The organism is uncultured Algoriphagus sp. (genome assembly GCF_963974365.1).
Classification (GTDB): Bacteria; Bacteroidota; Bacteroidia; order Cytophagales; family Cyclobacteriaceae; genus Algoriphagus.
Window position 1 is genome coordinate 345,250 of record NZ_CAXBBX010000002.1, and the last position, 17,101, is coordinate 362,350.

At 39.7% G+C, this 17,101-nt stretch carries 12 protein-coding genes; 5 read left to right on the plus strand and 7 right to left on the minus strand.

Features of this window, described 5'->3' with window-relative positions:
• Nucleotides 1-68: 68 nt before the first annotated feature.
• Complete coding sequence (locus tag AACZ87_RS04035; RefSeq protein WP_339865101.1) at nt 69-2,456, plus strand: 7TM diverse intracellular signaling domain-containing protein; 2,388 nt, start codon at nt 69-71, stop codon at nt 2,454-2,456.
• Between the two features lie 43 nt (nt 2,457-2,499).
• Here AACZ87_RS04035 and AACZ87_RS04040 read toward each other — a convergent pair whose 3' ends face one another.
• The gene (locus AACZ87_RS04040) at nt 2,500-3,624 is read right to left on the minus strand and encodes a carboxypeptidase-like regulatory domain-containing protein (protein ID WP_339865103.1); all 1,125 of its coding nucleotides are present in this window, start codon (nt 3,622-3,624) and stop codon (nt 2,500-2,502) included.
• A gap of 28 nt (nt 3,625-3,652) precedes the next feature.
• The gene (gene topA / locus AACZ87_RS04045; RefSeq protein ID WP_339865105.1) at nt 3,653-5,980 is read right to left on the minus strand and encodes a type I DNA topoisomerase; all 2,328 of its coding nucleotides are present in this window, start codon (nt 5,978-5,980) and stop codon (nt 3,653-3,655) included.
• 155 nt (nt 5,981-6,135) lie between these two features.
• On the opposite strand from topA, the gene AACZ87_RS04050 reads away from it, so the two are divergent.
• Nucleotides 6,136-6,603, plus strand: coding sequence for a histidine phosphatase family protein (locus AACZ87_RS04050; protein WP_339865107.1), 468 nt, complete (start codon nt 6,136-6,138; stop codon nt 6,601-6,603).
• 527 nt (nt 6,604-7,130) lie between these two features.
• Here the strand turns inward: AACZ87_RS04050 and AACZ87_RS04055 are convergent.
• Nucleotides 7,131-7,904, minus strand: coding sequence for a DUF1080 domain-containing protein (locus AACZ87_RS04055; RefSeq protein ID WP_339865109.1), 774 nt, complete (start codon nt 7,902-7,904; stop codon nt 7,131-7,133).
• Between the two features lie 206 nt (nt 7,905-8,110).
• On the opposite strand from AACZ87_RS04055, the gene AACZ87_RS04060 reads away from it, so the two are divergent.
• Entirely contained in the window at nt 8,111-9,010 is a 900-nt protein-coding gene (locus tag AACZ87_RS04060; protein WP_339865111.1) for a neutral zinc metallopeptidase, read from the plus strand.
• 6 nt (nt 9,011-9,016) lie between these two features.
• Here the strand turns inward: AACZ87_RS04060 and AACZ87_RS04065 are convergent, their stop codons facing one another.
• Nucleotides 9,017-10,381, minus strand: a complete 1,365-nt coding sequence (locus AACZ87_RS04065) for an exonuclease domain-containing protein (protein ID WP_339865113.1) — start codon at nt 10,379-10,381, stop codon at nt 9,017-9,019.
• A gap of 185 nt (nt 10,382-10,566) precedes the next feature.
• Here AACZ87_RS04065 and AACZ87_RS04070 point away from each other — a divergent pair, with 185 nt between their 5' ends.
• Nucleotides 10,567-12,912 (plus strand): TonB-dependent receptor, encoded by a 2,346-nt coding sequence (locus AACZ87_RS04070; protein WP_339865115.1) that lies wholly within the window; start codon nt 10,567-10,569, stop codon nt 12,910-12,912.
• Between the two features lie 10 nt (nt 12,913-12,922).
• Nucleotides 12,923-13,522: a hypothetical protein gene (locus tag AACZ87_RS04075; protein ID WP_339865117.1), complete on the plus strand. Its 600-nt coding sequence runs from the start codon at nt 12,923-12,925 to the stop codon at nt 13,520-13,522.
• Nucleotides 13,523-13,592: 70 nt separating this feature from the next.
• On the opposite strand, the gene AACZ87_RS04080 is transcribed toward AACZ87_RS04075, so the two are convergent.
• The 3 genes from AACZ87_RS04080 to trkA all read right to left on the minus strand — a co-directional run bounded on the left by AACZ87_RS04080 (nt 13,593) and on the right by trkA (nt 17,016).
• Nucleotides 13,593-14,105 carry a hypothetical protein gene (locus tag AACZ87_RS04080; RefSeq protein ID WP_339865119.1) on the minus strand — a complete coding sequence of 171 codons (513 nt, stop codon included), beginning with the start codon at nt 14,103-14,105 and terminating at the stop codon, nt 13,593-13,595.
• Nucleotides 14,106-14,217: 112 nt separating this feature from the next.
• Nucleotides 14,218-15,666 carry a potassium transporter TrkG gene (locus AACZ87_RS04085; protein ID WP_339865121.1) on the minus strand — a complete coding sequence of 483 codons (1,449 nt, stop codon included), beginning with the start codon at nt 15,664-15,666 and terminating at the stop codon, nt 14,218-14,220.
• A 3-nt stretch (nt 15,667-15,669) separates the two neighbouring features.
• The gene (gene trkA, locus AACZ87_RS04090) at nt 15,670-17,016 is read right to left on the minus strand and encodes a Trk system potassium transporter TrkA (protein ID WP_339865123.1); all 1,347 of its coding nucleotides are present in this window, start codon (nt 17,014-17,016) and stop codon (nt 15,670-15,672) included.
• Nucleotides 17,017-17,101 lie beyond the last annotated feature (85 nt).

Consider the following 17,101-nt stretch of genomic DNA (forward strand, 5'->3'; position numbering starts at 1 on the left):
CAATTTTGCTCCAAATTAGATCTAGATTAAGTATCGCCTCGTAATTCCCATTTCACCTAATCACCCCGATGAAGTCCCTTATTTTCAAACTTGCTTTTGGCTTGCTATTTCTGCTTGCCAGAAGTGGTTACTCCCAGCTCATCACGAGTAAGCAAGTAGCGTTTCCAATTTCAATTCATGCCCAAGCTGAGTTTGTTCAGGTGGATTCTGCTGACTATGATTTGGCAGAATTCTTAGCGATTGAGAATTCATTGGAATTCCAATTCTTAAAAAACCCGATTACGGATCTTGGATTTACAGATGGCACCTACTGGGTGCGATTTTCCTTAGAAAACAAGCAAGACAAGCCTCAGACTTATTTCCTCGAAACGGCGAGACCCATCACAGATGTAGTGCATCTATATCAGTTAACTCAAGGCAAGCTGGTTTCTGACCAATTAAGTGGTGATAAAGTAAAATTTGAAGACCGGCCTTTCCAACATAGGAAAATGATCTTTCCTATTACCCTTGAAGCAAATTCCCATTCAAATTTCTACATCAAATACCAAAGTGATGGTGAAGTAATCAGCTTACCTCTCCTACTCAATGATACGTCTTCCCTTGTAAATTCCTCTTTTTTCACTCAGTTGATTTTTGGGTTTTTCTATGGGATTCTATTCCTAGCTGGATTTACATATCTCTTCTTTTATTTTGGAATAAGGGAAAGTAGTTTTCTTTATTATGTTGCTTACGTAGTCACTATTGCATTATTACACCTGAATTTGGATGGATACTTTTTTCAATACATCACCTTGGAGCCAGGCTGGTTTGCAAATCGTTCACTTCTGATTTTTGCTACTCTGAGTTCAATGGCACTTGGAGGGTATAGTTATTCGTACCTTAAAATAAAAGAGCTTTCTACTCTTCTCAATAGAGCGTTTTACTTTCTGATTGTGGTTCATGCAATTCTCTTTGCATTCATCTTACTGTATTCGGCAGGTCAGCCTCTCTACTATCCAGCTATCAATATTTTGGGTGTCTTGATGCTTGTTTTGATCATCATTGCCATTTTCACAAGGTATCTAAGCAATACCTACGTCGATTTCTTTTTTACGGTAGGTATAGCCTGCTTGGTCATTGGTTTTGTGATATTCATTTTGAATAATTTCTCGGTGATACCCAATTCATTTTTCACAGCAAATGCTTCCAAAATAGGAACTGGAGCGGAAATTATCTTTCTATCTCTTTCCATGGCAAATAGAATTCGTCTGCTCAAAACTGAAAAGGAAGAAATGCAAGAACTTGCTTTGATCCGTTCCGAGGAATCCAACGATATGAAATCCTATTTCCTATCAAATATGAGTCATGAACTCAGAACTCCATTGAATGCGATTTTAGGACTTTCTAAGTCAATAATTAGTAATACCGAGGACCCTACAATTAAAAACAACCTGGAAGTCATTCAATATTCATCCATGTCTTTACTTGGATCGATCAATGATATTCTGGACTATTCAAAAATAGAAAAAGGAGAACTGAAACTTGCCCATGTGGATTTTGATCTTCAGAAAATCATACAGGAATTAAAGGTGGTGACCAATCAAAAATCCCGCGAAAAAGGCCTGAAATTCATTTATGAGGAAAGTAATTCAATCAATGATAAGCTGATAGGTGATCCCATTCGCTTGAAGCAGATCATTTCAAATGTCCTTGACAACGCCACGAAATTCACTCACAATGGCGAAGTCAAAATGAAGGTGAATACGGAAGAAAGCCAGCGAAACAGAATAACACTTTTCTTGGAAATTGAAGATACTGGCGTTGGCATTGCACCTGAAAAGCTCAACCGAATTTTTGAGTCCTTTAATCAGGAGCAGATAAATGACAAACGCAAATATGGGGGTTTTGGAATTGGACTCTGTATTGTGAAGGCATTGGTGGAACTGCATCATGGAAACATAGAAGTATCTAGTGTGAAAAATCAAGGCACTCAGGTACGAATTAATATTCCCCTAGAAAAATCTGAATCTGCCAATCAAGCACTAATGACTCCTGCTCAATCGGAAAAGCTTATGTCTGGTAAGCATTTTCTAGTTGTGGAAGACAACAGAGTCAATCAGCTCGTGATCAAGTCAATCCTCAGAAAGTGGAAAGGTGTGAGTTTTGACTTTGCAAACCATGGGCTAGAGGCACTGGAAGCCATGAAAAAGCAAGCTTATGATGTAATACTCATGGACTTACAAATGCCAGAAATGGATGGTTATGAGACTACAATTCAGATTCGATCAGGGAATTCGGGAATGAATTCAAGTAGCATTCCAATTATTGCAGTTACTGCAGATACAACCGAAAAGACCAAAGCTAGAGTTTTTGCCATCGGAATGGACGATTACATTACCAAGCCAATCGACCAGGAATTACTTTATTCTAGTGTGGAAAAAGCACTTTATCTAGAAAAAATCACGCTTGATATTTAGTCGCAAATCAGAAAGTGTGAGTCAGCACAAAAACACCTAATCCTTATTTATTGCTAGATTCTGGCTTATAATCCATTGGCAGCAAATCACCAACTCGTTCCCAGGCGATATATCCTTCGACCAAAATCCCAAAAGGATCAGCATAGCTACCATTTGCATATATTTCTAGTTCCTCCATTTCGAGATGAATTATAGAAACCTGATTTCCCAACTTTTCAGAATTCGCTCGACCTTTAAACTCAATGCTTTCCAATTCCTTAGTATAAGTGACATGCAAGTAATCCTTAAAACTTAGGAGAACTTTTCCTTCCGTATTCCTCACTATAATTTCCTGTGCAGAAATGGGATTTCTGTCCAATTGATTGACAAATTTACCAGGATTTGTTGGATCAGGAACTCGGTACAGTTTCCTAAGAATAAAGCCTTCTTGCTCCACGCTCCCATCAAAGATAGACCTCATAAGGTGCTGCAAACTTCCTCTATAGGCCTTTTCACGTTGTTTTTCGACTTTTCTCTGCTTTCCTCGAGATAATGTTGTATCAGGTACAAAAAGCGGATACCCAGCATAGAAAACATAGCTATCCTTACTTTGAAACCTAAACTCTTCAAGCAAATAGTCAAGACGGTAGCCTAGAGCAGGATTTTCAATTTTCAGAATATCTGCTGCAGTCACCTTTAGCACTCCTGCTTCGCTTTGATCATCCAGTCTTAACACCGTTTCATTGAGAAACTTGCATTGGATTCCATTTTTTGAAGTTCCAAGAAAATAAGCTTTAAAACTCTCCAAATTCCTGTACCATGCTGGGTCACGGTTTACGTTCACCTCTACCTCGTCCAACTCCTCCTCACTTGGGCTAAGTAAAAACCTGTATCCTTGAGGCTTCAAATCATCAGTTGATAAACTGAATACCAAACCATTATAGCCTAGCATACGAATAATCACTTCATAGTTTCCTTCAGGTATAGATAGAGAGAATTTCCCATTGTCATCAGCAGAAACACCAAAGGTCGTATTCGTGATAAAAACTGTAGCGTAAGGAATACCCTCTCCTGTATCGTAATCTGCTACGGTACCCTGAAAGACATGCTGCGCAAAAGCGATATTTACTACCAAAGACAAAAAAAAGCCTAAAACAATCTTAAATAAAATTGAATTAGGCTTGCTCATATGTTTTCAATCAGGAATTGATTACTCTTTACTTTTTCTTGGCGAATCGACCTCCCTTTTTCTTTGGTTCAGGCTGGTTTTCTATGATATGAATCGTCTCTTCGTAGGTAAGTGTTTCGGCTTCTTTATCCTTAGGGATTTTATAATTGTTCTTTCCCATCTTGATGTAAGGTCCCCATCGACCATTCAATACTTGGATTTCAGGGTTTTCATCAAAGGATTTGATATGCTTTTTGGCATCAGCTTCTCTCTTGTCCTTTATCAACTGAATTCCTTCTTCCTCTGTGATGCTCAGCGGATCCATTTCTTTTGGAAGGGAAACAAAATTGCCATCATGACGCACATATGGACCAAATCTCCCAATAGCAGCCACCATCTTTTTATCCTCAAACATTCCAATGTCTCGAGGTAATTTGAACAATTCCAATGCATCTTCCATCGTGATATTTTCGATGAATTGGCCTTTTTTCAAACTAGCAAATTGCTTTTCCTCATCTTCAGAATCTCCAATCTGAACCAATGGTCCAAATTTCCCAAGTCTAGCAATCATAGGCTTGCCACTCACTGGATGATTTCCTAGTTCACGACTAGTATTGAGATCTTGTCTTGCAATCTGCTCCGTATCTTCTACATTCTTATGGAAATTACCATAAAAAGAATCCAGCATGTCCTGCCAAACCTGCCCACCGGCAGCGATATCATCAAACTCCTTTTCTACTCTTGCAGTGAAGCTGAAATCAATCACATTGGGAAAATGCTCTACGAGAAAGTCATTTACCACCATCGCAATATTCGTAGGGAAAAGCTTTTGTTTCTCTGCTCCCGTATTCTCAGTTTTGGTTGAGTCTTTGAAATCTCCTTTGGCGATGATCATTTCTACATAATCTCTAGGCGTACCATCTCTGGATTCCTTGATCACATATTCGCGACGTTGAATTGTAGAAATAGTAGGTGCATAAGTAGACGGTCGGCCGATTCCTAGTTCTTCCAGCTTCTTCACCAAGGATGCTTCTGTATACCTTGGAGAGGCTCTAGAGAACGTCTCACGCCCTTTCATTTCTTGAAGTGCAAGACTTTGACCTACAGTCAAAGGAGGCAGTAATGCCTTACCTGCATTCGTTTCTTCCTCTTCCGGCTCATCGTCAGTATCTTCCAAATACACTTTCAAGAAACCATCAAATTTGATAATTTCACCAGTTGCCACCAGATTTTGAGGTTGATTGGAAATATCAACCGTGATGATCGTCTTTTCAAGTTCAGCGTCAGCCATCTGAGAAGCAATTGCCCGCTTCCAAATCAGCTCATATAAACGCTGTTCGTTTCGCTCACCAGTGAAGTTAGCAACACCAAAGTCCGTTGGTCGTATGGCTTCGTGAGCTTCCTGAGCACCTTCAGACTTGGTAGTGAATTTTCTTGATTTATGGTATTTATCGCCGTATGAATCATGAATGGCATTTTTGGCAGAAGCCATCGCATCATCCGATAGATTCACACTATCTGTTCTCATATAAGTTATCTTACCAGCTTCGTACAGTTTCTGCGCCACAGACATCGTCTGAGCTACTGAGAAGTACAGCTTTCTACTTGCCTCCTGCTGAAGTGTAGAGGTAGTAAATGGTGCGGCTGGAGACTTTTTCCCTGGCTTTTTCTCAAGGTTAGCCACAGAGAAAGTAGCGTCAAGGCATTTCTTTAAGAACTCCTCAGCTTCAGCTTTTGTATCAAATTTCTTTGGGAGTTCCGCTTGGAAGGTTCTTCCTTCTACTTCGAAAATAGCTGTAATTCTAAAGCTTGATTTTGCTTTATGCTGCTCAATTTCCCGCTCACGATCTACGATCAAACGAACGGCCACTGACTGAACACGTCCCGCAGAAAGGCCAGTTTTTATTTTCTTCCAAAGAATTGGGGAAAGCTCAAAACCTACCAAACGATCCAAAATTCGTCTAGCCTGCTGTGCATTTACCAAATCAATGTCTATTCCTCTCGGATTCTCGATTGCCTTTGTAATTGCATTTTTGGTGATTTCTCTGAAAACGATCCGCTTAGTATTCTCATCCTTCAACTTCAATACTTCTTTCAAATGCCAAGAAATCGCCTCTCCTTCACGGTCATCATCACTCGCTAGGAACACGGTCTCAGCATCCTTTACTAAAGCCTTCAAGTTTTTGATCACTTCCTTTTTGTCGGCGGTGACTTCATACGTAGGACTAAATCTATTTTTAATATCGATCGCTTTATCGCCTTTTGGCAGATCCCGCACGTGACCGTAGCTGGATGCTACCTTATAGTCTTTGCCCAAGTAACCTTCGATGGTTTTGGCTTTGGCAGGTGACTCGACGATAACAAGGTTTTTTGACATAGAAAAGCAGTTTTTCTGGGTTTTCAAGCCCGATAAGAAAAGCTAAAAATAGATGGCATTGTTGTCTCGTCCAAATAATTAAAATTGTGGAACCCTGATTTGGAGGGATTTTTGATTAAAGTATCAGATACTTTTAAGGGTATAAACCACTTATCATGAAGCAATTGTTTTTACTCAGACACGGAGAAGCAGGTTTTTCTCAAGATTCAGATTTTCAACGACAGCTAACCATAAAAGGAAGAGAAAACCTTATTAGAATGGGAAAAAGCCTGTTAGGAAAGCTGAATTCGGTGGATTTGATGTATTGCTCACCTGCAAAACGAACCATGGAAACTGCTGATCTGATACAGAAGAATATCACAGTCAAGGATAGTATCTACACAAAAGATATCTATCAAGGAGACTTAAATGATATGATTTCTATTTTAGAAAAAACTTCACCGAGCGTAGAATCTTGCCTATTTGTAGGGCACAATCCTACGATAAGCTTACTGCTTTCTCATATTTCAAGCGAAAATTACCTAGGAATGCAGCCTGGAATGATGGCTATCATTGAGTTGGAAATAGAGGATTGGAAAATGATCGGTTTTGGAACTGGGATTCTAAAGGAGATTATCCAGTAAAGCGAAATAAGAAGAGAACATCTCAAACCAATTTTAAACCATATTTCTAATTTTTTACATTTTTTATCCTAATCAGAGATCTATTTACACCCAACCCACGTTATATTCGCATATTGTTTCTTAAAAATAGGACGTTTATAATTCAAACATTTTAATTTTACAATTCCTATAATTTGAGAAACCCTTAAAATTCGTGTTTTTAGCACCGAAGTCTAGCCCAAAATATTCAGAAGAATCCATTGCCATGGAACCAAGTTTGATTTCAATCAAATGGCTAAATCATTGAGTACCCTTTAAAGTATATAACTACCCAAATTTCGATTACCCCGATTAAAGCTCTTGCTTTTAACGCTGCATTGCGTTAGTAACTAAGCCACTTTATTCACCACTACATCTAAATCGATGTAGCTCAAAAGAACTTAAGGAGGTCAAACAGCCTCCTTATAGTTTACAAAAAGCATTAATTGCTTAATGCGAAAAAGCCCTGAATCTTACGATTCAGGGCTTTTTCATTTGGACTTTAAAGATTAAAAATCTGTTGATTTTCCGTCAAGGTCAAGCTTTTTGATCCAGATATTTCTATAGTAGACATCATGTCCTTCTGCTTGTAACTTTAATCCGCCTGGTCTATCTGTAATTCCTTTGCCGCCATCATTTCCTCCATCAAGACCAGAGTTTGGTCCTCCCCAAACTTGCTGGATTTCTTTATCCTCATGGATTTTGACTCCGTTTAGATAGACAGTTGCTCTTGGCTTAGCCACTAATTTACCATCTTCAAACCGTGCAGCTTTAAACTCAATATCATAGGCATTCCACTTTCCAATACCATAATATTCCTCAGAGGTTGGAATATGTTCATTGATCAATGCACCTAAACCATGATCTCCGTAGTCACCGTCCAAAATCTGAACCTCATACCGGTTTTGTAAATAGACCCCACTATTACCACCTTTATCTTTGATAAAAAACTCCACGTGAGCACGAAAATCTTCAAATTTATCTTTAGTAACAATATCTGCAGCTCCATATAACCCCCCAGCCGAAGCAGGATCATTGCTACTAATTGCCTTTCCTCCATCTACTGGATCAGCCACTTCAGCCCATTTGATAGGCATTTCCGCTCCAAACCTAGGTCCTTCCCAATATTCCCAGTTCTTTACAAGCGATTTCTTGGATCCATCTAAATATAATTTCGCTCCTTTCTCTGGCTTTGCTCCTACGCCAGTTTGAGCTTGTACTAATGTGAAGACACAGGCAAGTGAAAGAGTCAATGCAAGTCTTTGAAAAACTTTATTATTCATAGATTTTAGGTTTATTTATTTTATCAAAAATAACTATAAGTCAATGTGCAATTGTTCAATTTGGTTAATTTTAAACAAAATCAAACTTTTTATTATCTGAAATTGAGCTTAATCTGTACTTAGGAAAAGGAAGAGTAATTGCATCCTTTCTTTGGGTTAGCAGGTAAAGCACGGATATAAGACCTTAAAATTTAAATATTACACCTATGAAATGGGAAGGAAGAAGACGTAGCTCAAATGTAGAAGATAGACGTGGTCAACGAGTTGGAGGTTCCGGAGGAGGATTTAGCCCCATGCTGATTGGCCCATTACTTAGGTTGCTATTTTCCAAAACTGGACTGATAATCGTTGGAATAATCATTGCCATTTCAGTAGTCACTGGTACCAATCCCCTTACTTTTCTAGGGAATTTCATGGGTGGCGGTGGTAGTCAGGGATTCACCACGGAGACCAACTATACTCCTTCTGCCGAGGAAGATCGTTTGGCAGCGTTTAGCGAGGTTATTCTTGCAGACACAGAAGATGTCTGGAATCAGCTTTTAGATAATTACAGAGAGCCCACTTTGGTGCTTTTCAGCGGACAAGTTTCCTCTGCATGTGGCATGGCATCAAGTGCAACAGGCCCATTCTATTGCCCTGGAGATGAAAAACTGTACATAGACTTAAGCTTTTTCAAAGAAATGGAAGTAAAACTGAATGCACCTGGGGACTTTGCCCAGGCTTATGTCATCGCGCATGAAGTTGGCCATCATATTCAAAAAATCTCCGGAATCACTGCTGAAATGGATAAAATCCGTGGTCAGGTAAGTGAGAAAGAGTACAATCAGTTCTCTGTAAAATTGGAATTACAAGCTGATTTCTTAGCTGGCGTATGGGCAAATCACAGCCAAAAGTCCGCTGGATGGATGGAAAAAGGTGATTTGGCCGAAGCGCTCAATGCAGCAAATGCTATAGGAGATGATCGCCTTCAAAAACAAGCAACTGGACGGGTGACCCCGGATTCTTTCACACACGGAACCTCAGCTCAGCGAATGAAATGGTTTAAAAAAGGTTTTGAGACTGGAGATATCAATCAAGGAGATACGTTCAACACGAATAGCCTGTAGACTAACTCAATTGGATTCAAGAACCGAAATCTGGGCTGGGTGGATCTGATGAATAAATTGTCGAAGAATGTAGTACGTCTCAGGAACTTGGGCTACAAGATCGAGTTTAGACGGAATATCATCGTATAGCACATCGTTTTCCAAAAAGGCAAACTTACTTAGCATGCCACTTTCAAACATGCAGTACGCGGATTCATTTGGATTCCGACCGTCAAGTTTGATCAGGATTTCCTTTTGACTTTCCTTGATCTTTTCCATAAACTCTGACACGCGGGTATTATACACTTTTGGTTTTTCTGTGAAATTGCAAGCGCCCTCACAACTAAATTCGTCTTCCGGTTCGCAATTCACTTTTCTCAAGCCAGAAAGTTTCGGACATAGCCCATAGGTTTTAATGCCAGTTTTGAGAAAAGTATTTGCCTCCTCCATAGAAAAAAAGGATTCAATCGGCTTGAAAAACTTGGTAATCTTGGACACCTGAAATCTCCCATACCCAGAATTATCCTCATAATGGAAAAGCCCAAACATACGCTTAGGCAGTTTCAAAGCTGAATTATATTTTGGCCATAATCTTTTGATTTCCAACGACTCAAATAGAAGTGCCATAAATTCACTTCCAGTCAATTCCCATTTCAAATCAAATACTTCAGTCTTCAGTTTTTGCTTCAGGTTTGGAAGTAATTGCCCTGAAAAGTGACTTTTAAAACGCTCCCGGATATTAATTGCCTTGCCTACGTAAATTACTTTACCCCGCTCATCCAGCATGTAGTAGACTCCGCAAGCATTGGGGATTTCCTTGAATTTGGAATGAGGAAAGTTTGGAGGTAAAAAAGCTTCTCCAGTGTTTTTCTTCAGCGATTGATTGATGATCTGATAGTCAGATTTGATCATTCTGTCAAACAAAATCGCTGTCGCCTTAGCATCACCCATAGCACGGTGCCTAGCTTCTATCTCTATTTTTTGACTTTCACATAAGCGACCCAAGCTGTAAGAACCCAGCCCAGGATAGACTTTTCTACTTAATCGAACAGTACAAAGTTTAGGGGTTTTCAGCTCCTTCCCTACTTTCAAAAATGCCTCACGAATAAAGCCGTAGTCAAAACTAACATTATGTGCTACAAATACACGATCATTGAGCAATTCCCATAATTCCTCCTGTATAGCTTCAAAAGTCGGCTTATGTCGGACCATGAAGTTATCGATTCCAGTCAATCCAGTAATGTAGGTAGGTATCGCTTGCTCAGGATTAAGCAGTGTTTGATATTCTCTTATGATAGATTCGCCATCGTGAATCAATACGGCAATCTCTGTAATACCACCATATTTCGGCGCTCCGCCCGTGGTCTCAATATCTACTATGGCAAATTCCATTGGCTAAAAGTATGAAATAGATATTTCTATTATGAGTTAGATGTCACAGAATGACAAGAATTGAATCAGTTTTCTGTTTGAATGACCAGATTGAACCTGAAATTCTGCTCCAAAAAAACAGCAGAAACCCTCATTCCTCTCTTTTATTTTACCATTTATCCTATAAATGCAACTTTGTTACAAATATGCTAGTTAATAAAATCAACTCGATCTATGTTTGCATTGTGAATTTGAAAACAGGAATACTAGTAACACTTACGCTACTGCTTGGCTATAAAACTCAAGCTCAAAATTGCAACCTTTCAATTCGGGGGAAAATTATCCATTTGGAAAACAACGAACCTATTGAAGCTGCCTACGTGTGGGTGCTCGAAGCTAAGGAAGGCGCAATCACTGATCAGAATGGGAATTTTACGGTGAAGAACCTTTGCAGTGGAACTTACACTCTGACTATTCAATATCTTGGGCATAAGGAAATTAAAGATACTATAAATCTAGAATCAAGCACATTCAGCAAGACCTATAGAATGGAGGAGGAAGCGCTCGGTCTTCAAAGTATAGAAGTACATGGGCATCGGGATGCTGTACAAACTACCACTGCGGTTTCGGCGCTGTATGGAGAAGATCTTCTAGAATCCCGAGGTGAGAATCTCGGTGAAAGCCTGAAAAGAATCTCTGGCGTATCTACATTTTCTACTGGAAATAGCATTTCCAAACCCGTGATCCACGGCATGCATAGTAATCGGATTATGATTATGAATAATGGAATCCGATTGGAAGGACAGCAATGGGGAGCAGAACATGCGCCTGAAATTGACCCTTTTCTAGCCGATGAAATCACCGTGGTAAAAGGCGCTGAAACAGTGCGGTACGGTCCCGAAGCGATGGGAGGAGTCATACTGGTAAACCCTGCTCCTCTTCCTACAAAAAAAATAAGCAAGACTAGCCTTACTCTCGTGGGTGGTTTAAATGGACGAATGGGCAACGCAAACCTAGTTCATGTAGGAGGCTCGGAAAAAATCAAAGGCCTAGGCTATAGAATTCAAGGCTCCGCCAAAAGATCCGGTAACGTGAAGTCTCCAGATTATTTCCAAGTAAATACTGGGGTAAGCGAATTAAACCTAAGCAGTTCGGTAGGTTATAGCAGTTCCAAACTTGGCGTAGAAGCCTACTATAGCCTTTTCCACACTGAATTGGGAATTCTGAGCGATTCTCACACAGGAAATCTTTCTGATCTTGAAAATATTATTGAAAATGGTCGTCCTTTCGCCGATGGTGAATTCTCGTATGAGATAGTCAACCCAAAGCAACGAGTCACTCATCAATTGGCAAAACTGAAGTCGCATTATCATATTTCCGAAAGCTGGAAATTGAACTTCCAGTATGGATTTCAACTCAACCACCGCCAGGAATTTGATAAGAGAAGAGGAAACCTCAATGAAAAAGCAAGTCTTGACCTGGAGCTCTATACCAATACAATCGATCTATACGTCAACCATACACACAAAAATGAATTGAGCGGTACCTGGGGAATCAACTTCATTCAACAGGCAAATAGTAATGTACCGGGCACAGGAGTCACTCCCTTGATCCCAAACTATGACATGCTGAATACTGGTCTTTATGCAATGGAGAAATACTCCAAAGGACCACTTGAGATGGAAGCTGGAGTGAGATATGACTTTAGCAATGTAACTACAGCCAGATACATAGATGAAGAGCTCAGAGCAGCTGATTTGGACTACCAAAATTTCTCAGCCTTCCTCGGCGGACTTTACCATATCAGTCCAGATCTTACTTTCAATTCTAACATAGGCTCGGCATGGAGACCTCCGAATGTAAATGAATTATTCAGTGAGGGCCTACATCATGGCGCTGCAGCTGTAGAGATTGGCAATCCGGATTTGAAATCAGAGAAATCATTCAAATGGATCAATGAACTACAGTATGATGGACAAAAAACACATTTAGAGTTCACCGCATACCTCAATCCTATCAATGATTACATTTACTTAAATCCTACGGGTGAAATCTATGTGAGCCTAAGAGGAACGTATAATATTTATGAATATTTACAGGCAAATGCCTTGTTCTATGGATTTGACTTTGCAGGTAGCTACGAATTCACAGATAAACTCAGTGCTTATTTGAAAGGCTCAATCGTTCAAGCGAAAAATACTGTAGAAGACAACTATTTTCCTTTTATCCCTCCAAATAGAATGGATTGGGGAATCTCTTATGACTTTGCAAAGGATGTGGATGCAAGAACCAATAAGCTAACGCTTAGTAATGTATTGGTTGCTCAGCAAAAAAGGGAACCTGATTTTGATATCGCCCCTGCTCCGCCAGCTTATGCCCTTTTTAATGTAGCATATTCTAAGCAATTGAACATCGGTACAAACAAACTGAACCTAGGATTACAAGTTCAAAATATCCTCAATACCAACTACAAAGATTACATGAACCGCTTCCGATATTTCACTTATGATATGGGAAGAAATTTCCTTTTAAAAATCAATTACGAATTCTAACCAACTATTTATGAACACAAAACACAAAGTTTACCTCATCGCGCTTGCATTTGCATCTTGTACTTTCTCTAGCTGTACCAGTGAAGATCCAGTGCCAGAAAATGACGGAGAATTGATCACAGATGTCACACTTACTTTTCAGGAAATTGATGCAAGTGGCAATTCAGTAGGCGCTCCTTTTGACTTCACTGCTTCAGATGCTGAAGGAATCGAGATCGGTTCTACTCCTACGGTAGAAACTGTAATGCTGGCCAAAGGAAAAACCTACCAGATGACGATTGATGTTTACAATGCTGTGGCAGGAGAAGATATCACGGAAGAGATTGAAGCCGAAGGTGACGAGCATCAGTTCTATTTCCTTGGTTCGGCTTTCACAAGCTCGCCATTCCTCTCCTATGCATACGATGATAATGGAGAGGAATTGATCGGACTCAAAGGAATTGTAACCGTGCAGCAAAGTCCTGGTTTCAACAATGCCAATATGCAGATTTTGCTTCGTCATGCACTTGACAAAAACTATCCTGGAGCGGATAATCCAAATTTCACAAATTATGCTCAAGCTGGTGGAGAATCTGATTTGGACATCACATTCCCGGTAGTAGTTGAGTAATTTTCAACATCATTTAAAACAAAAAAGCAGCCTTAGAGCTGCTTTTTTGTTTTACTGTCAATCAGAAATTCTAAAAATTGGGTGAGCAACTAGTCAATTTTGAAGCATCAAATTCCAAAGCATCATTGAGATTGGATCCAATATTTCCTGCTACCAATATCACTTTATAATCAGGCCCTTCACTTGCCAAGTGCACTTTGACATGTCCATCAAAATTCTTCATATCGTCAAAGCTTAGCTTATCCCCATTCATCAATGCGCCTAGAACGGTAGTACTTTTGAGGTTGTCCCCATTTACTTGATTTAGCATAAATGCCATCGGAGCGTCTGGTTCGGAGTAGTTACCATAATGTAAATGTGCGGGAAAAGAAGTTGAGGCATTGCTCGAAGGTCCGGATAGCTGAAGAGTCAATTCCAAGTTTCTATCAGTTAACTCTCTAATGGTAAGTGTTCCAGTGTAGTCGTAGTCATTTGCTTTGAAAAGCGGATATTCAAGTTGCTGACCTGTATAAACCTCTGGATCAGATTCCTTGCAAGACCATGCTGCTAGTAATACAATCAGAAATAGAAGTGATTTTCTCATAAGATTGACTTTCAATGCTCAACGCAAAATTAAAGAACTCTGTTCTCTATTCTCCCAAATATATCTTTTTGCCTAAAAATCTGTGGGGTAGATTACCAATATTCGTTAAAATTTAATTGGCTCTCCAAAAGAATGGAGTAAACAATATCAATAACGTAAATAGCTCCAATCTTCCAAGAAGCATAATTATAGAAAGGAAGATTTTGGCTGCTGGCGAGAAGAATGCAAAGTTATCAACAGGACCAACCTTACCTATTCCCGGACCAACGTTTGCCAAAGAAGTAGCTACAGATCCTAAAGAGGTAGCGAGGTCATATCCCATCAGAGAAAGAGCTAAAGCTCCCAAAACAAAAGTCAGTAAATAAATCAGAAGGAAGTTCATTATGTGCGTGATGATCCTCCCAGTTACTCGATCCCCATTTATAATCAAAGGTACAATTGCTCTAGGGTGGACTAGGCGCTTGAATTCCAACCAAGAATTTTTAATAAAGGTTAGGTGACGTACAAACTTGATCCCACCTGCAGTAGATCCCGCGCAACCTCCCAAAAACAACAGCATAAAGCAGATAAATGTCACTCCTTGGCTGTATTGAGTATAATCATCAGTGACAAAACCGGTAGTAGTCACAATAGATACTACTTGAAATAATGACTTTCTGAAAGCCAATTCATGACTCACGCCTCCATTTGCAAAAATTGGATAATACAAAACAATCGCAATAGCCAGCAAAGCAAGACCGTACGTTTTGAATTCATCACTCTTTAAGACTCTTTTGAACTTCCCTATTAATCCAAAATAGATCACCGTAAAGTTAGTCCCCGCCAAAAACATAAAGAATATGGCTACATACTGAATGAAAGCAGAATCATAATATGCCATACTGGCATTTTTGGTAGAGAATCCACCAGTCGCCATTGTAGTTAGTGCATGATTGATTGCATCAAAAAAGGTCATTCCCCCTACCCAATACAGCAAAGTCGCCACGACTGTAAGTCCCACATAAACGTACCAAAGTCGCTTGGCTGTTTCGGAGATTCTAGGATGCACTTTATCTGAAGTCGGACCTGGAGATTCAGCCACGAAAAGCTCAATCCCGCCAATTCCCAGCAATGGAAATATTGCCACGGTAAGAACAATGATACCTAAACCACCGATCCACTGCGTCATACTTCTCCAAAAAAGCAAGCCTTTTGGCATTGCTTCTATATCAGTTAAAATAGATGCTCCGGTAGTGGTAAGGCCAGACATAGTCTCAAAAAGAGCATCTGCAAAACCATTAATCTGATGACTGAGAATGTAGGGTAGCATCCCAAAACCTGCCATAAAGATCCAGCTGAGCGCTACTATCAAATATCCTTCACGCTTTCGAATATTTTGATCTTGCTTGGAAAATGAAAAGAAAAGCGTCACACCGATAATCATGGTAATAACCACTGAGCTCAATATAGGCCAAGGATCTTCGTCAAAATGAATTGAAAAAATTACACCAGGAAGCATCAATAGGGCAATAAGCACCAAGAGTGCTCCCATGATTTTCCCGATTTCTTTGAAATGAATCATACCTTAATGAAACAATTTTTCGAGTGCACTCTTCGCCTCAGGCAAAGCCAATACAATCGCTTTATCATTCAAATCCAACTGAAAATCTCCGTCCGGAATAAATACTTTTTCTCCACGGATCACACCGGCCACAATTGCAGAATCTGGAAAATGTAGTTCCCGCAATGACTTTTTTATCAATCTGTTATTCTTGCACACAGAATACTGAATAAACTCAGCATCCACTCCATATATACCAGAAACAGCCTCTACTGTGCCTTTTTTCAAGAATCTTGAAATCTCATTCGCCGCCACAAGCTTCTTGTTGATAAGCGAATCTACTCCTATACTGTGCGAGATATGAATGTATTCACGCGTATCTACGTGTGCGATAGTCTTATAGACCCCATGATTTTTGGCGGTCAAACTCGCAATAATATTAGTTTCCGAAGATTCAGTCAACGCAAGAAATGCATCCATCTGCTCCAAACCTTCTTCTATAAGTAGTTCCACGTTTTTGTAATCTCCATTGATTACTAGTGAGCTTTTGAGATTCTCAGCAAGCCACTTACAACGCTCCTTATCTTTGTTGATCAGCGTCACTCTGAAATGATCTTCTAGCTTCAACGCAGTAGTCAGAGCCATATCATCACCACCAATAATCATTACATTTTTGATCGTGTGTTTTTCCTGACCAAGAACTTCCATGATGGTCTGCGTATTTTTCTTATTTGAAATGAAAAATACGTGGTCATTATTTCGGATGATCGTACTTCCTCGCGGAATGATCGTTTTCTGGTCGCGAAGAATAGCGATGATTCTGATGTCCTCAAAGATCGGATTGGACTTGGTATCCATGATCCGTTGATTCACCAAAGGATTGCTTTGATCCAAAGTGATACCCACGATATTTAGCTTGCCACCTTCAAAATCAAAAACCTCCGTAAAGCTGGAGTTCTCAATCATATTGAAAATATGCTTGCTACAAAGCATGGTGGGCGAGATCAAATTATCAATCCCAAGATTTTGGAAATACGATAGGTTTTCAGAATCCATGTAGGAGTGATTTCTCACTCTGGCCATCACACGCTTTGCCCCCAATTGCTTAGCTAAAACAGCTGTAACAATATTGGTTTTTTCGGAGGTAGTAACCGCCAATACCATACTTGCACGATTAACATTGGCACGTTTGAGAACCTCAAATGCAGTAGCATCGCCTTGTACTGTTAATACATCAAGTTTGGAAGAGACGTAATCGAGGACTTCTCTGTCAGTATCGATCAGCGTGATGTCCTTATTATCGAAACTTAATTGCTCAGCGAGGTGGTAACCCATATCTCCAGCACCGGCAATCACAATATTCATCCCCATAGAGGTAATTCAGGTGATTTTTGAATTGGCAAAAATAATAGCTTTCTAAATGGTAATCAGCTAATAAGCTATTTCTTTTATGCCT